Consider the following 15236-nt stretch of genomic DNA (forward strand, 5'->3'; position numbering starts at 1 on the left):
ATCTTCTATTTGATTATCTGATTTTACTTCTTCAAGCGTTAACCAACGACTGTCAGAAAAAGAAAATTCCATTTTGTTTCTGTAGAAATACTTTTGTTCTGATCCTAATATGGGTGTAAGCTCTGGCAAGTCTAAATGTCCTATTCTTTTAAGGTTGTTTTCTACCTCTTTTTGTTTGTAAAATAGTTGATGTTCATAGCCCATATCTTGCCATTTGCAACCACCACATACATTAAAATGCTGGCAGACCGGATCTACTCTTTTATCTGAAAGAGTATGAAAATTAATGGCTGTTCCTTCAAAATAAGCTTTTCGCTTTTTTGTGGTCTGTACATCTACTACATCGCCAGGTACGGTATTGTTCAAGAAAATTACCCTTCCATCTGGGGCTTTACCAATAGTTTTTCCTTTTGCTGCAGCATCGGTCACCATTACATTTTCAAAAACTACTCGCTTTGTCTTTTTTCGCATTTGGCAAAAATAATGGGTTTCTTTGAATTGGGAATATAGTTATTGATAGTATTAACAAGATATTGATGGCATTTGACCCAATTTTTATTATTCCAGCTATAAATTTGTATTTTTGTAATTCTACAGGATGATTTCTCTCCCACGCTGAATTTTCTCCCCGATAACTTTTTCGGGATTTGAAAGGAAAAAGGTATAGAAGGAATTGCTAAAGTTTTATTTAAAGTAATTTTTATCATGTCAATTTTAGAAAACATCACTTCTAAGGATGCAATTGCATTAGAAGAAAAACACGGTGCTCACAATTATCACCCATTACCTGTTGTATTAAGCAAAGGTGAAGGTGTTTATGTTTGGGATGTGGAAGGAAAAAGATATTATGATTTCCTCTCTGCATATTCTGCCGTAAACCAAGGGCATTGTCACCCCAAAATTGTTAATGCTATGACAGAACAAGCCAAAACATTGTCTTTGACTTCTAGAGCATTTTACAATGATATGTTGGGTAAGTACGAGAAGTATGCTACCGAAACTTTTCATTTTGATAAGTTGTTACCTATGAATACAGGTGCAGAAGCTGTAGAAACAGCTTTAAAAATTTGTAGAAAATGGGCATATGAAGAAAAAGGTATTGCCGAGAACAATGCAGAAATAATTGTTTGTGAGAATAATTTTCACGGTCGTACCACTACAATAATTTCTTTTTCAAATGATCCGGTTGCTCGAAAGAATTTTGGACCATATACAGACGGGTTCATTAAAATAGAATACGATAATTTATCTGCTCTTGAAGAGGTTTTAAAATCAAATTCGAATATTGCCGGATTTTTAGTGGAGCCAATACAGGGTGAAGCCGGAGTTTATGTACCTTCTGATGGTTACCTGAGCGGGGCAAAAGCTTTGTGCGAAAAATATAATGTATTGTTCATTGCCGATGAAGTACAGACGGGTATTGCAAGAACAGGTCGTTTATTGGCAACATGTGGTAATTGTTCTTGCTCAGATAAGCATTGTAGCGGAACACCTGAAATTAAACCAGATATATTAATATTAGGCAAAGCCTTATCCGGTGGAGCATATCCTGTTTCTGCAGTTTTGGCAAATGATAATATTATGGGTGTTATTCGTCCAGGTAATCATGGTAGTACTTTTGGTGGAAACCCTATTGCTGCTGCAGTTGGTATGGCGGCTTTAGAAGTGGTCAAAGAAGAAGAGCTTGCAGAAAATGCCTATGAGCTGGGCGAGCTTTTTAGAGCTGAACTGAATAAATTTATTCCTACTACAGATTTGGTTAATAGTGTTAGGGGTAAAGGTCTTTTAAATGCAATACTTATTAATGACAGTGAAGATAGTTCTACTGCTTGGGACATTTGTATGGCTTTAAAAGAAAACGGATTACTAGCAAAACCAACTCATGGTAATATTATAAGATTTGCACCACCATTGGTGATGACAAAAGAACAACTTCTAGATTGTGTTTCTATCATTATTAAAACATTACAAGAGTTTAAAAATTAGAAATAAAAAATCCCCGATGTGAATCGGGGATTTTTTTTGATTGTTATTTCCTTATTGAAAATCGGCTGTTGCAAAGAAAGCGATGATCAATCCGAAATAAAGAATACAAAATACTAAGTAAATAAGTGCTAGTGCTAGACCTATATAAGAAAGTATTCTTCCTGTACTAATGTTTTCATATCCTCTATAGTTACCAGGATTAGCTTCAAAATAATTCTTAGCTTTTTTAGCATTGCTTAAACCAATGAAACTGAAGATGGCTCCAAAGGGACCACAACAGAAAAGAGTTAGGGCAATAGATAAAATGCCAAAAGTTAAGGCGTTGCTAGAACCTGGTATTTGTTGATATTCTGAATTGTTCATTTAACTATTGTTCCAACCCCCATTGTTCCATTATCTCTTGCTGTTGCTCCATAAGTAAATCCCAGTCACTTGTGGTTAATACATAAATAAAACGAATAACCATCAAAGCACATAAAATCAATGCAATCAGAGATACTATTTTCCCTGTTTTTATTTGCTGGTAATTGTCATATGTTTCTGGGCTTTCTTTATAAATTTTTTCAGATTTAGTAGCTAAAAAAAATGCAATTCCTGCAGGTATTATACCAATTCCTGCAAAGCAGCAACATAAGTATCCAACAATTCCTAATACTAGTATTAGTGTTGCATTAGGTAGTTTTTCTTGTTCCATAATTTAAAGGTTTAGTTATTAGATGAATTTTAATATGTAATTGGTTAATATAAAACCTACGGTACTTACCATAAGTGTAATTGTAATTGTATTTGAGTGTTTAAAAGGGTATAACTTATTAAGCCCTAAAAAACCAAAAAGTAAAAGCATTGGGTAAATGGCAGGGTACATTAAAAATGCAGATGTAAACTCGCCTTTTATTAAGAATAATAGGGAACGTTGTAAGCCACAACCAGGGCAATCAACCCCTATTATCTGTTTGGTGAAGCAGGGTAGCATAAAACTTTCAAGTCCAAGAAAAATAATTAATGCCTTAATGCGCATCTATAAATAAATTAGTAGTCCGAAAATTACCATTATTTTTGTGTATTCAAAATAAAAACATGCCTCATTTTAATATTGGTGATACCGTAGAAACTATTGATGATGTCATAAAAGGTGTTGTCGAGTCTATTGACGGTACTAATATTACCATGTTGAGCGATGATGGTTTTCCGTTAACGTATGCCGCTCATGAACTGGTTTTAATTGCCGATGATATTCGCGTTTCTAATTATGAAGTCGCTAAAATTAAAAAGGAAAAGGAAATACCAAAGCGTAAAAAAACAAGAGTTCTAAAATCTAAGGAACGTACAGCTCCAAAAATGGAAGTTGATCTGCACATAAATCAACTTATCAAAAACCCTAAATCTATAACTAAGTTTGATATGCTTACTTTACAGTTAGATACCGCAAAAAGACAATTAGATTTTGCTATTAGTAAAAGAATACAAAAAATTGTATTCATACATGGTGTTGGTGAGGGTGTATTGAAAGAAGAACTTGGCTACTTGTTTAGAAAATATGATAACGTAAAATATTACGATGCAGATTATCAAAAATATGGTCTAGGTGCAACCGAAGTTTATATTTTTCAAAACTTCTAGTTATTCTACTGTAGTGGTTACTGTGCCAAAATCATTAACCTGTAAATCTGTAATTCTACTACCATTTTCATTTAAAAAAGTAACACCACTTAATTGAATGAAATGACTGTATGTAATATTGTCTTCCGTAGTGGTGGTGACAAAAATACTACCTGCCTCAGCCTCAATTTCTTCTAGAACTGTTGGTGTAAGTGGTGGTGGTGAATCACAAAAATAACTACTGCTTACGGTCTCAGAGAAAATACGGTACGTAATTTGAGAACTTCCAGGAACAAGACTCTCAATTTCAGTAGTTGAAACTTCGTTTTTCAATAGTTCACTAGGAAGATTTAATATTAATGCTTCGTCGTCGTTTATTTTAAACAATACATTTTCTGTTGTAGAGGAAATGTCATTGCAACTTTCAATCGTTTCAATACTGTCAAAATCAACAGTTTCTATCTGTATGTCGCCATCATTGCAGCTAAAGAATAATACGGAACAACCAATTAAAAGGTATTTTTTCATATTTCAAATTTAGTTTAAAATTTGTAAATCTGTCTGTCGCATCACTGTCATTTATAGGTTAATTAACTATTTTTGTTTATTATTTATTTTAGAGTACGCCCATATGAAACAAGTATATTTAGATAACGCCGCTACTACGCAAGTTCACCCTAATGTAATTGCAAAAATGCAAGATGCTTTAGCTATATATGGAAACCCTTCTTCTACTCACAGTTTTGGAAGAACGGCAAAAACTGCTATTGAAAGTGCACGTAAAACTATTGCTAAGTATATGAACGCCCAGCCGTCAGAAATTATATTTACATCTGGTGGAACAGAAGCTGATAATATGATTATTAGATGTGCGGTGCGTGATCTTGGCGTAAAAACTATTATTACTTCTAGAATTGAGCACCATGCAGTTTTACACACCGTAGAAGAGTTAGAGCAAAAAGAGCTAATTCAGCTTTTATATGTCGACTTAGATGCATTTGGTAATCCTGATATTACTCATTTAGAAACGCTTTTACAGAAAGATGATTCTAAAAAATTGGTAAGCTTAATGCATGTAAACAATGAGATAGGTAATAAAATCAATTTAGAGGCAATTACGCTCTTGGCCAAAAAGTATGATGCACTCGTGCATTCAGATACCGTACAGTCATTAGGACATTATAATTGGGATGTTAAAGCATTTCCTATAGATTTCTTAGCTGCCGCAGCGCATAAGTTTCACGGACCAAAAGGTATTGGTTTTGCTTTTATTCGTAAGAATTCAGGTTTAAGCTGTATGATTTCAGGTGGTTCTCAAGAACGTGGTCTTAGAGCTGGTACAGAATCTTTTCATAACATTGTTGGTCTTGAAGAAGCTTTTGTTCATGCCTACGAAAACCTAGAAGAAGAAAAGAAATATGTTGAAGGCATAAAATCTTACTTCATAGACCAGATAAATAAAGAAATACCTGGCGCCAAATTTAATGGACATTCGGGTAATTTGGAGAAAAGTACCTATACCTTGGTTAATGTGTGCTTACCTATTACTGAAGAAAAAGCTATGCTGCTGTTATTTAATTTAGATATGAAAGGTATTGCTTGTTCTAAGGGTAGTGCTTGCCAGTCTGGTAGTGATGCAGGTTCTCATGTGCTTACCCAAATATTATCTCCTGAGGATATGAAAAAACCATCAGTTCGTTTTTCATTCTCAACATATAATACCAAAGAAGATGTTGATTATACTATTGCTGCTTTAAAGGATATTGTTGAGGCGTAATTAGTTTTTACGATCTCTTTTACGCTCTCGCTCGTACGGGAATTTTCTAATTGCTAATTTCATCATGCGGTCAATAAGGTCAGTGGTATTCTTGCCAGTTTTCTTATTGATTTCCTTTTCGTATTTCCAAAGAAGCTTGCCAGAATTGCCATCGCTTATTTTGATGCCAATTCTACCGTAATTTGCTCCTCCTGAGAAGTAGTCGGTAAAACTGAACTCTGTTGGTATACCGTTAGATAACAGTATATTCAAATCTAAAGTACCGCTAATTATACCGTCAACACCTAAAATTTCACTAAGCTCTTTTGTAGTATATACGTCAATATTATCGTAACTGATATTTTTCTTTGCTAGAATAGCTGCCGTATTTTCAATATTTTGAAAAGTTACCGGTAGTTTTTTCTTTTTAATACGATTAGAGAAATAGGTCTCTAAAGCATTTTGGACAGCGTAACCTTCATTCTCTTCTAACCTTTTTTGTTCCGTTTTAGACACCTTTTCGTTTAAATCTAAATTGGTTAAAAAAGGGATAATCGCTAAAACATTATGGTCAGAACTCAAGTTGTCAAAACTCGGGCTTTCATATATATTTTTCTGAGCCATTACAGTAAAAGAAGAAATAAGTACTAGTAAGAAAAGTATTCTTTTCATTTGTATTGTTTAAAGGCGTATACCTAATTTTAAGTTTAAAACCCTAGAAGTAAGATAATTTGGTACAGCATATTCATTTTTGCTGTCGGCATCTCTTACCCAAGTATTGGTAATTGAATTTTGATTATTGAATAAATTGAATATTTCAAAACCTAAACTCAATTCTTTAAAATTACGTAGCCAATGTGTTTTTGGAAATTGTTTGTTCTTATTTGCAAAAATATAGGAAATTCCTAAATCTGCACGTTTATAATCTCTTAATCTATTCTGAAAAATATATGGATCGGCATAACTTGGAGACCCACCAGGAACACCTGTTTGATAAACCAAATTCAAATACATTTTTAAATTAGGTATTGTAGGTATATAATCTTGAAAGAGAATACCAAATTTTACGCGTTGATCTGTAGGTCGGGGAATGTAGCCTCTATTATTTCTATTCTCTTCAGTTTTTAAATATCCAAGACTTACCCAAGATTCCGTTCCAGGTACGAAAGCACCGTTTAATCTTACTTCAGCTCCATATACATAAGCTTCCGCTTCATTGTTAGCGGCATAACGAATGCGAACATCTTCTAAAGTATATGCATTTACATTTTCTAATTTCTTGTAATACCCTTCGGTTATTAGTGTAAATGGTCTATCCCAAAGAAGAAAACTATACTCGTTACCTGCAACAATATGAAATGCTTTTTGAGCTTTGACATCTGGCTGTATAGTGCCCGTGATGTCGCGTAATTCTCTGTAAAATGGTGGTTGATGATATACTCCTGTCGATAACCTAAAGAGCATATCTTTATCCCAATTGGGCTTAATAGCAAACTGTGCACGCGGACTAAATACGGTTTGTGATACCTTTTCTACTCCTGTTCCACTAACCGTCCAATGATGAGAGCGTACACCAATGTTGTAATAAACATCTGCATTGCTCCATGTTTTATGTGTTCCTAATTGAGCATAACCAGAAAACCTATTTGTTTTTACAAAGTTTAAAGCACTTAATCCGCTATATGCTTCCAAAGGCGCATCAAAAGGTTCAAAAGGCTGATTGTTTATGAATTCACTTCTAGGTGGTCTAATGGAAAATCCTGCAGAATCTATAAATTCGGATTCACGTAATTGATCTCGAATATCTTCGTGAGTATATTTTGCTCCCCATTCCAACACAGAATTACCCATGGTATGTGAGCCTTTGTGTTCTAGATTAAAGATTAAGGCATCTAAATCATTTCTTGTTCTATTGAATTGTGAACCTATTCCGCGAGAAGTCAATACCTCGCCAGCAGTATCACTGCCTAAATTACTATCAACATCACCAAGCTCATATGCTGCAACAACATCTGAATATTCTTCTTCTGTAGTATGATAGATAGACGATATCAATTTTAACGTAGTGTTCTCATTAAGAAAATAACTACCTTTTAAAGCGCCTAAAGCTGTGGTGTATTTATTGGTTTCTTGACCTTGATAATAGACGACCAATGCCTGCGGATTGTCTATAGTGCCAAAATTAGTCTGTCTATTTAAAGGCTCATTCTTATAATCATTGACTGCTAGGTTGCCTAGAAAATTCAACTGAAATTTAGGGGAGAAACGGTAGGTCAAGTAACTTTGAATATCTGTAAATGCCGGATTAAAATTACTTTCTGTCTGCTGACTATTAACCAACAGGGAATTATTTCTGTAACGAATACCAGATACCGAGCTCAATTTTTGGTTTTTAGAAACCGTTTCTAAACTAGCACTTGCACCAAGAAAACTTACATCTGCACGGAGAGAAAATAGAGTAGGGGTCTTATATTTAATATCTAACACGGAAGCCAGCTTATCACCATACTTCGCTTGAAAACCACCAGCTGAAAACTTTACATTCTGTACCAGGTCACTGTTTACAAAGCTTAAACCTTCTTGTTGTGCAGAACGAATTAAAAAGGGTCTGTAAACTTCTATTTCGTTTACATATACCAGGTTTTCATCGTAATTACCACCACGTACCGCATATTGCGTACTTAGTTCGTTATTGGAAGATACGCCGGGTAATAGTTTTAATATGGTTTCTACCCCTGAATTTGCTCCGGGTATTTTTCTGATTTTTTCTGGAGAAATGTTTAAAATGTTACTCGTTTCTTTTTCTCCAGTGGCAGAAACGGTTACGCCGTCTATTTGTGTGACATCACTTTTTAAAACAGGATTGAACTCAAAGGTTTCGTTTGTGTTCAAAATTAATTTTTCCAATACAACATCTAGGTAGGCAATATGTGAGAAAACTATGGTGCTCTCTATTTCTGAAGTAATCTCTAAAATATAGAATCCATCAGAATTCGTTGTGGTTCCAAAATCTTTACTTGAAATATTTACATTAGGTAAAGGTTCATTGTTATCACCTAAGACAATACCTGAAATAGTAGCGTTCTGAGCAAAACCAATGGAGCTGCACAGCAGAAGTATCAGGCTTAGAGCATTATGTAATTTCAACTATATTATTTTCTATAAAAAGAGGTGCTAAGAATATTTGTATTACCCACATTATCTGTAACGGTAACTTCAAGAACACATTGCGTTTGATCTGCGATTTTATCGTCAAAATTATAGGTCAATGTATTGCGTTTAGGTTCATATTCCATTAGTATCCATTCTCCGTTTAGAGTTGCAGAGTATTTGTCTACACCACTTAAATCATCGGCAATTTGTACACTCAGATATTTGTAATTGTTTAACCATTGCTTCTCTTTAAAGTTTTTGGTTCTTATGGTAGGGGCTACAGTATCTTTAGCTAAAGTATATGTTCCTAAATTACGTGTACGTGTGGTAAACTCATTACCACGTTTATATGTATTTGCATGGATTGGTCTAAGTTTAGAATTTAATCTGGCAATGAATAATTGCTTTCGCTCTTCTTTTGAATACTTGGAAACATCGAAGGTTATTGTAAAGTTTCTATGCGCAGGTACGGTGTTGGTATGGATGGTAACGGTATCTTTTCCTTTTTTTAAGTCTATGTAAAAATCTTCATAAAAAGTATTTGTTGGGAAATATACTTTGGCCCCGTCTAAATCAAAATTATTAGGCTTTTTGGCAATTACATAGTTGTCGGTTTTTTTAATTACTTTTTTGTTACCTAATAAATTCTTTACCCCTTCAATAGGTATGTTAACTTCTATTTTATTACCGGCGTAATCTTTAATCAACAATTTTGCGTTATAACTTAAGCCCTCGTTTATTTTGACTTTACCATCATTATACAGGTCTTTGTAAATACTTAGCTTGTTACCGGGCGATTTAAAACTCTTTTGAATTTTTTGTCTATTTCTGCCGTAATAGTCATAGTCTACCAGCGTGTTTATATATCTGGTTTCTCCAAATGAAAACTTCTCAAAATCATATAAAGAATACACCTTGCCGTTTACACTAAGTTCTACGCTATAAACACCGTTTTTGTTGGCAGCCATATCTAATCTGTCAAAACCGATAAAACCAACCCCAATTTCACCTAAGGCGGTTACTTTATCCGCTAAAAATGTACCATCTTTCTGTTTACTAACGTTTATCTGTGTTCTTTCGTAATTATTATTAACATGAGAATTATCTGTTAATGGATATATGAATAGTTTTTCTAGGATAGGATTTGTAGCATCGGCAACCTCTAAACCATACATTAATGGATTGGTAGGTTTTTCAGAAATACTACTTCGTATTTCAAAATGTAAATGAGGACCGGCAGAACCACCGGTATTACCACTATACGCAATTAGTTCACCTTTAGAAACTTTCAACTCGCCGTAATCAGGAAAAACTTCTACTTCAAAAGATTTTTTATTATACTGTAGTTTTTTAATATACGCCTCAATAGTAGGTGAGAATTTCTGTAAATGACCGTAAACAGATGTATACCCATTAGGGTGTGCTATATAAAGTACCTTCCCATAGCCCCAAAGAGAAACCTTAATTCTAGTAATGGTACCATCACCAATGGCGTTTATTGGAATACCCTCTCTTTGTTGGGTTTTAATGTCAACACCAGAGTGAAAATGGTTGGAGCGTAACTCACCAAAAGTACCCGCTAATATAATGGGGATATCCATTGGAGGGGCAAAAGCATCTTTTGGATAATTTTCTTGTGCAAAAAGACCAAAGCAAAATAATAATAACAGACCAAGGGATATTTTTTTCATAGGTAGATAGGAATACTGCGAAAATAATTAATCAATAACAATTCTATGAAGTTGCGCGCCCTAAAATTATTATAAAGCGTTTTGCATACTAAATTGTTAATTCAAGAACGGTTGATTTACGAATATTTAAAAAATTATTGCTAAGTCATATAATGTATGTTAACTTTGTGTAAATCGCATTGATGGTAATGTATGAGCGAGTTAATTAAAATCGTTGATTCTTTAGAAAATAAAATTAGCAAATTGTTGCATAAACTTGAGGTTTTGAACAATGCTAATCTAGAATTGGAAAAAGAATTAAGGGATATAAAGTCTTCACAAGAAAGTGCCAGTAAAACGGTATCTGAATGGGAAGAAAAATATAATTCGCTTAAACTAGCAAATTCAATGCTTGGCAGTAATACCAATAAAACAGAAGCTAAGCTTAAAATAAATACATTAATACGAGAGTTGGACCATTGTATAGCTCAATTGTCGGAGTAATGTTCATAATAATATGTCAGAAAAGCTCAAAATAAAACTTTCTATTGCTGATAGGGTCTACCCATTGACTATTGATCCTGCTCAGGAAGAAGGCTTGCGTAAAGCAGCTAAAAATATAGAACAGTTGGCTAAAAAATTTGAGAAGAATTATGCAGTTAGAGACAAACAAGATGTTTTGGCCATGTGCGCCTTGCAATTTGCGTCTAAGATTGAACAGAATGGCATTGAGCAAACAGAAGGAACCAAAGAAGCTGAAGAGCGTTTAAAAGCGCTTGAAGAATTGGTGACGTCTAAATTAGCTTTAAAATAAAACGTTCTTATAAATACATTAAGTTACTGCCCACATTGGTAATACCTTTTGACAAACTCAACATTTATTTTTTTTAAAAAGGGTGAGTTTAGATTGTAAAAGCAAGCCCTACTTGTATAGGGATCCTTGATCAGTCTGTTAGCCCTAAACCTGTTTACCGGAGTTTGATCAAAACTTCTCCAATGTGGGCTTTTTTTTATTAATAAATTACACTATGGATAGTACAATGATAATTATTGCCGCAATAGTTGGGCTGGCAATCGGTTTTGCAATAGCAAAATTTTTGGAAAAAGGGAGAGCCTCTAAAACCATAATAAATGCAAAGAAAGACGCTGAGCGTATTTTAAAAGATGCAAATGCCGAAGGAGAAAGTGTCAAGAAAGAAAAGATTTTACAGGCGAAAGAGAAATTTTTAGAATTAAAAGCCGAGCATGAAAAGGTTATTAATAATAAGGATAAGAAGATAAGCGACGCAGAAAAGCGTACAAGAGATAAGGAATCTCAAGTGAGTAGTGAGCTTGCCAAAAACAAGAACATGAATTCTCAGTTAGATAGTAAACTGAAAGATGTAGAGCAGAAGAGACAACTCTTTGATAAGCGTCATGAGGAGTTGGATAAAATGCATAAAAGTCAAATTCAGCAATTAGAGGTTATTTCTGGTCTTTCTGCAGATGAGGCTAAAAATCAATTGGTAGAGAGCTTAAAAGAAACTGCCAAGACAGATGCAATGGCTTTTATACAATCTACGGTAGAAGAGTCTAAACTTACCGCACAACAAGAAGCACGTAAGATTATAATTAATACTATTCAGAGAATTGGTACTGAAGAAGCGGTTGAAAACTGTGTATCTGTATTCAATATAGAATCTGATGATGTTAAAGGTAGAATTATTGGTAGGGAAGGTAGAAACATTAGAGCATTAGAAGCTGCTACGGGTGTAGAAATTATTGTTGATGATACACCAGAGGCTATTATTCTTTCTTGTTTTGACTCTGTAAGAAGAGAAGTTGCTAGACTTTCGCTTCATAAATTAGTGACAGACGGTAGAATTCACCCGGCGAGAATTGAAGAAATTGTAAAGAAGACAGAGAAGCAAATAGAAACTGAAATTGTTGAAATAGGTAAACGTACGGTTATAGATTTGGGTATTCACGGTTTACATCCGGAATTGATACGTGCTGTGGGTAGAATGAAGTATAGATCTTCTTACGGTCAAAACTTATTACAGCACTCTAGAGAAGTCGCAAAACTTTGTGGTGTTATGGCATCTGAATTAGGATTAAATCCTAAAATTGCCAAACGTGCAGGACTTTTACATGATATAGGAAAAGTCCCTAACACCGAAAATGAAATAGAAACTCCGCACGCTATCTTAGGTATGCAGTGGGCAGAGAAATTTGGAGAAAAACCAGAGGTATGTAATGCTATTGGTGCTCACCATGATGAAATAGAAATGAAGACGCTTATTGCACCTATAGTTCAAGTTTGTGATGCCATCAGTGGTGCAAGACCAGGGGCAAGAAGACAAGTATTAGACTCTTACATTCAACGTTTAAAAGATCTTGAAGAGATTGCTTTTGGCTTTAGTGGTGTACAGAAAGCTTATGCTATTCAAGCAGGTAGAGAACTTCGTGTAATCGTGGAAAGCGAAAAGGTTAATGATGACAGAGCAGCACAGTTATCATTTGAGATTTCTCAAAAGATACAAACTGATATGACTTATCCAGGTCAAGTGAAAGTTACAGTTATACGTGAAACAAGAGCGGTTAACGTAGCTAAGTAATCACCAATTGTCGATAATAAAAAAAGCCTCTATTTATAGAGGCTTTTTTTATTTCTAATAAGTAAAGTCAATAAATTTCAACACTATTTTAAAAAATAAAATTATTTAGCTAAATATAATGTAGTCTCAATGTTGTATAAGAAAGATTTATTCTTTTGAGCTAGCTTCATTTGTACTTTCAACTTCCTCCTCTTCTTTATGTAAGTTGTTTTTTAAGATATTCAACTTCTTCAATTTTGCATTCCAAGCCGCTAAAGATTCTTTGTGTTGGTTAACTCTTTTTATAACGTCTTGCACCAATGGATTGCTTTCTGAAGCATTAGAGAAAAACTGTAAGTTGTTTTCTAATTGTCTAATTTCATCTTTGCTTTCATCAATCTTTTTTCTAATAAATGAACGCTCGTTCTGTATTGCGCGCTCTTGATTATCATTGTTGCTTAGTTGCTGAATTTTGTTACCATATTTCAGTAACTCTGATTCTTGTTTGCTAACACCACATTTTTGATATAGCGCATCAATAATTTTATCGAACTTTTGATTTATGTTTTTCTTTTTAAACGGAACTCTACCGTATGTTTTCCATTCTTCAGAAAACTTATTGATAGCCTCTAAGTCTTTTGTTTTATCTCCGCTGAGTTCAAAAGCTTTTAGGCGTTCTATACATTCATCCTTTAATTTGTAATTATCTTCTTCTTCTTTAAATGCATCGCTTTTAAGTGCATTTAACCTGTCGAAATAATGATTACAGGCTGTTTTAAACTCTTTCCATAGTTTGTCTGAGTACTTTCTTGGAACATGACCAATTTTCTTCCATTGCCCTTGTATGCGCTTCATTTCTGAAGTTGTAGCGTCAAAATCATCGCTATCTTTTAATGAGACCGCAATTTCTAATAAGGCTCTTTTCTTATCTAAATTCTCTTGTTGCTCTTTTTTAAGATTCTTATAAAAAGCGTTTTTATTTTGGTTGAATGCACGAACTGCTGCCTTAAAACTATTCCAAGTTTTAGAATTTACTTTTTGTGGTACTTGACCGGCTTTGAAAAATGATTCTCTTAGCTCCTCTAATTTTTTAATTTGTTGTTGAAGTGTACCATGATTGCTAGAAACATTTTCGCTAAGTGTATTTATCTCAGCTATAATTGCATGTTTGCGCTCTAAGTTTTCTTCTTTTATCTTATCAAGATTTTTGAAGTAATCTTGTCTTCTTTCGTGAATAATTTTTGTTGCGGCACTAAAACGATTCCAGATTTCTTCTCTATGATCCTTGCCTACGGGACCTAAATCTTCTTTCCAGATTTTATGCAATACCTGTAGTTCTCTAAATGCTCTATTTAAATCTGGTTCTTTAGAAAGCTCTTCAGCTCTAGCTACTATTTTACTTTTTTCTTCTAGATTGTGCTTGAAATCTAAATCTCTTAAGTCTCTGTTTATATTTAGAAAATCGTAAAATATTTCAATGTGGTGGTGGTATGTTTTCCAAACATTGTTATAATCTGCACGAGGTATTGGTCCTGCATGGCGCCATTTAGCCTGTATATCCTTAAAATTGTTATACGTTGTATTAATATCTTCTTCTACATTGACCAAAGCTTTTAACTGTTCAATAAGATTTAATCTATACGCAAGATTTTCTTTATGACTCTTTTCTAAACTTTTATAATATTGATTACGCTTGTCTCTGTATTCTGAATATACTTCGTTGAATTGTTGTTTGTCAATAGAATTGTATCTAAAATCAATTTCATTACCGCCATTAGAAATGAATTCCTCTTTCTTTTCTTCTAAAAATTGATCAAATTTTTGGTTGAATTCGTCTTTGATTGTATCAACATGCTTTCTTATAGCTTGTATCTTCTCATTCTTAACCAATCGTTGTAATTCACCCACTAAGTTTTCCATGCTCATGACATGGTAATCTGGCATAGGTATTTCATGTCTTTTTTCGGTGTCGGTATCTTCTGCATCCTCTGCATTAGAATCGTCAATTTCATTCATTACATCAGTTTGTTCTGCATTTACGTTTGTTTCGATTGCAGTTTCTTTTTGTAATGTGTTAGATTCTTCTGAAGAGTCTACTGTTTCTTCTACTACGTTTTCGGTAGTTTCAGTTACAGTTTTTTCTTCAATTGAATTCTCTGGTAATTGTTGTTCTTTATCCTCAGACATAATGCTAAATTATATGCTTACAAGATAGTAACAACCCTACGACTAGCAAAGAATTGATGGTTCTTTTTAGTTATATCACAAAAGAGTAATCTAGCGCAAACCTATAATTTACACTGTCTTTCTAAAAATAAGTTTATAAAGAAAGAACTATCGGTTCCAGATCTCCCAAGATTTTTCAGCTTGAAACTCTAACATTCTATGACCGTTACAAATTGCTGCACCATTGGCTTTGCCTGCAGCTAAAAATGCAGTTTTCTCAGGATTATAGATAAGATCAAAAAGTAGATGTTCCGTGCCGATTTTGGAATA

15 protein-coding genes, 1 other RNA gene and 1 pseudogene are annotated in these 15236 nt (G+C 33.9%); 7 read left to right on the forward strand and 10 right to left on the reverse strand.

Translation table 11 applies throughout. The features are described from left to right. On the reverse strand, positions 1 to 471 hold a 471-nt coding region (locus ABJI11_RS09220; protein ID WP_348351474.1), incomplete at its 3' end, for a TRAM domain-containing protein. Between the two features lie 234 nt (positions 472 to 705). Here ABJI11_RS09220 and rocD point away from each other — a divergent pair. Then, positions 706 to 1986 carry an ornithine--oxo-acid transaminase gene (gene rocD, locus ABJI11_RS09225; RefSeq protein ID WP_348351476.1) on the forward strand — a complete coding sequence of 427 codons (1281 nt, stop codon included), beginning with the start codon at positions 706 to 708 and terminating at the stop codon, positions 1984 to 1986. A gap of 51 nt (positions 1987 to 2037) precedes the next feature. On the opposite strand, the gene ABJI11_RS09230 is transcribed toward rocD, so the two are convergent. From ABJI11_RS09230 to ABJI11_RS09240, 3 genes are read right to left on the reverse strand one after another with little or no spacing between them, the layout of a single operon-like run. Further along, on the reverse strand, positions 2038 to 2349 hold the full coding sequence (locus ABJI11_RS09230; protein ID WP_276494126.1) for a CCC motif membrane protein: 312 nt from the start codon (positions 2347 to 2349) through the stop codon (positions 2038 to 2040). A 4-nt stretch (positions 2350 to 2353) separates the two neighbouring features. Next, positions 2354 to 2680: a CCC motif membrane protein gene (locus tag ABJI11_RS09235; RefSeq protein ID WP_348351478.1), complete on the reverse strand. Its 327-nt coding sequence runs from the start codon at positions 2678 to 2680 to the stop codon at positions 2354 to 2356. Between the two features lie 18 nt (positions 2681 to 2698). After that, the gene (locus ABJI11_RS09240; RefSeq protein ID WP_348351480.1) at positions 2699 to 3004 is read right to left on the reverse strand and encodes a DUF2752 domain-containing protein; all 306 of its coding nucleotides are present in this window, start codon (positions 3002 to 3004) and stop codon (positions 2699 to 2701) included. A gap of 59 nt (positions 3005 to 3063) precedes the next feature. On the opposite strand from ABJI11_RS09240, the gene ABJI11_RS09245 reads away from it, so the two are divergent. Continuing rightward, the gene (locus ABJI11_RS09245; RefSeq protein WP_348351482.1) at positions 3064 to 3606 is read left to right on the forward strand and encodes a Smr/MutS family protein; all 543 of its coding nucleotides are present in this window, start codon (positions 3064 to 3066) and stop codon (positions 3604 to 3606) included. Here ABJI11_RS09245 and ABJI11_RS09250 read toward each other — a convergent pair whose 3' ends face one another. After that, on the reverse strand, positions 3607 to 4113 hold the full coding sequence (locus ABJI11_RS09250; protein ID WP_348351484.1) for a hypothetical protein: 507 nt from the start codon (positions 4111 to 4113) through the stop codon (positions 3607 to 3609). A 103-nt stretch (positions 4114 to 4216) separates the two neighbouring features. Between ABJI11_RS09250 and ABJI11_RS09255 the strand changes: the two genes are divergently transcribed. Then, positions 4217 to 5362: a cysteine desulfurase family protein gene (locus tag ABJI11_RS09255; RefSeq protein ID WP_348351486.1), complete on the forward strand. Its 1146-nt coding sequence runs from the start codon at positions 4217 to 4219 to the stop codon at positions 5360 to 5362. On the opposite strand, the gene ABJI11_RS09260 is transcribed toward ABJI11_RS09255, so the two are convergent. From ABJI11_RS09260 to ABJI11_RS09270, 3 genes are read right to left on the reverse strand one after another with little or no spacing between them, the layout of a single operon-like run. Further along, entirely contained in the window at positions 5363 to 6013 is a 651-nt protein-coding gene (locus ABJI11_RS09260; protein ID WP_348351488.1) for a hypothetical protein, read from the reverse strand. Between the two features lie 9 nt (positions 6014 to 6022). Further along, complete coding sequence (locus ABJI11_RS09265) at positions 6023 to 8488, reverse strand: carboxypeptidase-like regulatory domain-containing protein (RefSeq protein ID WP_348351490.1); 2466 nt, start codon at positions 8486 to 8488, stop codon at positions 6023 to 6025. 5 nt (positions 8489 to 8493) lie between these two features. Next, positions 8494 to 10185 carry a M23 family metallopeptidase gene (locus tag ABJI11_RS09270; protein WP_348351492.1) on the reverse strand — a complete coding sequence of 564 codons (1692 nt, stop codon included), beginning with the start codon at positions 10183 to 10185 and terminating at the stop codon, positions 8494 to 8496. Positions 10186 to 10377: 192 nt separating this feature from the next. On the opposite strand from ABJI11_RS09270, the gene ABJI11_RS09275 reads away from it, so the two are divergent. The 4 genes from ABJI11_RS09275 to rny all read left to right on the forward strand — a co-directional run bounded on the left by ABJI11_RS09275 (position 10378) and on the right by rny (position 12761). Continuing rightward, positions 10378 to 10668: a hypothetical protein gene (locus ABJI11_RS09275; RefSeq protein WP_348351494.1), complete on the forward strand. Its 291-nt coding sequence runs from the start codon at positions 10378 to 10380 to the stop codon at positions 10666 to 10668. A gap of 13 nt (positions 10669 to 10681) precedes the next feature. After that, on the forward strand, positions 10682 to 10978 hold the full coding sequence (locus tag ABJI11_RS09280) for a cell division protein ZapA (protein WP_276494116.1): 297 nt from the start codon (positions 10682 to 10684) through the stop codon (positions 10976 to 10978). A gap of 55 nt (positions 10979 to 11033) precedes the next feature. Then, positions 11034 to 11144, forward strand: a non-coding RNA gene (gene ssrS, locus ABJI11_RS09285) — 6S RNA. Positions 11145 to 11192: 48 nt separating this feature from the next. After that, positions 11193 to 12761: a ribonuclease Y gene (gene rny, locus ABJI11_RS09290; RefSeq protein ID WP_276494115.1), complete on the forward strand. Its 1569-nt coding sequence runs from the start codon at positions 11193 to 11195 to the stop codon at positions 12759 to 12761. A gap of 147 nt (positions 12762 to 12908) precedes the next feature. On the opposite strand, the gene ABJI11_RS09295 is transcribed toward rny, so the two are convergent. Together ABJI11_RS09295 and aroE are read right to left on the reverse strand one after the other, a co-directional pair. After that, positions 12909 to 14927, reverse strand: coding sequence for a DUF349 domain-containing protein (locus ABJI11_RS09295; protein WP_348351497.1), 2019 nt, complete (start codon positions 14925 to 14927; stop codon positions 12909 to 12911). A 147-nt stretch (positions 14928 to 15074) separates the two neighbouring features. Beyond that, positions 15075 to 15236: pseudogene (gene aroE / locus ABJI11_RS09300) on the reverse strand (shikimate dehydrogenase); the annotation flags it as partial.

Origin of the sequence: Maribacter sp., from assembly GCF_039968975.1 — a bacterium.
In the GTDB taxonomy this organism is placed as follows: domain Bacteria; phylum Bacteroidota; class Bacteroidia; order Flavobacteriales; family Flavobacteriaceae; genus Maribacter.

Coding starts and splice junctions, on each gene's coding strand:
- ABJI11_RS09245 (WP_348351482.1), top strand. CDS start 3,064: ATGCCTCATTTTAATATTGGTGATACCGTAGAAACTATTGATGATGTC.
- ABJI11_RS09255 (WP_348351486.1), top strand. CDS start 4,217: ATGAAACAAGTATATTTAGATAACGCCGCTACTACGCAAGTTCACCCT.
- rny (WP_276494115.1), top strand. CDS start 11,193: ATGGATAGTACAATGATAATTATTGCCGCAATAGTTGGGCTGGCAATC.
- rocD (WP_348351476.1), top strand. CDS start 706: ATGTCAATTTTAGAAAACATCACTTCTAAGGATGCAATTGCATTAGAA.
- ABJI11_RS09275 (WP_348351494.1), top strand. CDS start 10,378: ATGAGCGAGTTAATTAAAATCGTTGATTCTTTAGAAAATAAAATTAGC.
- ABJI11_RS09230 (WP_276494126.1), bottom strand. CDS start 2,349: ATGAACAATTCAGAATATCAACAAATACCAGGTTCTAGCAACGCCTTA.
- ABJI11_RS09270 (WP_348351492.1), bottom strand. CDS start 10,185: ATGAAAAAAATATCCCTTGGTCTGTTATTATTATTTTGCTTTGGTCTT.
- ABJI11_RS09295 (WP_348351497.1), bottom strand. CDS start 14,927: ATGTCTGAGGATAAAGAACAACAATTACCAGAGAATTCAATTGAAGAA.
- ABJI11_RS09240 (WP_348351480.1), bottom strand. CDS start 3,004: ATGCGCATTAAGGCATTAATTATTTTTCTTGGACTTGAAAGTTTTATG.
- ABJI11_RS09235 (WP_348351478.1), bottom strand. CDS start 2,680: ATGGAACAAGAAAAACTACCTAATGCAACACTAATACTAGTATTAGGA.
- ABJI11_RS09280 (WP_276494116.1), top strand. CDS start 10,682: ATGTCAGAAAAGCTCAAAATAAAACTTTCTATTGCTGATAGGGTCTAC.
- ABJI11_RS09260 (WP_348351488.1), bottom strand. CDS start 6,013: ATGAAAAGAATACTTTTCTTACTAGTACTTATTTCTTCTTTTACTGTA.
- ABJI11_RS09250 (WP_348351484.1), bottom strand. CDS start 4,113: ATGAAAAAATACCTTTTAATTGGTTGTTCCGTATTATTCTTTAGCTGC.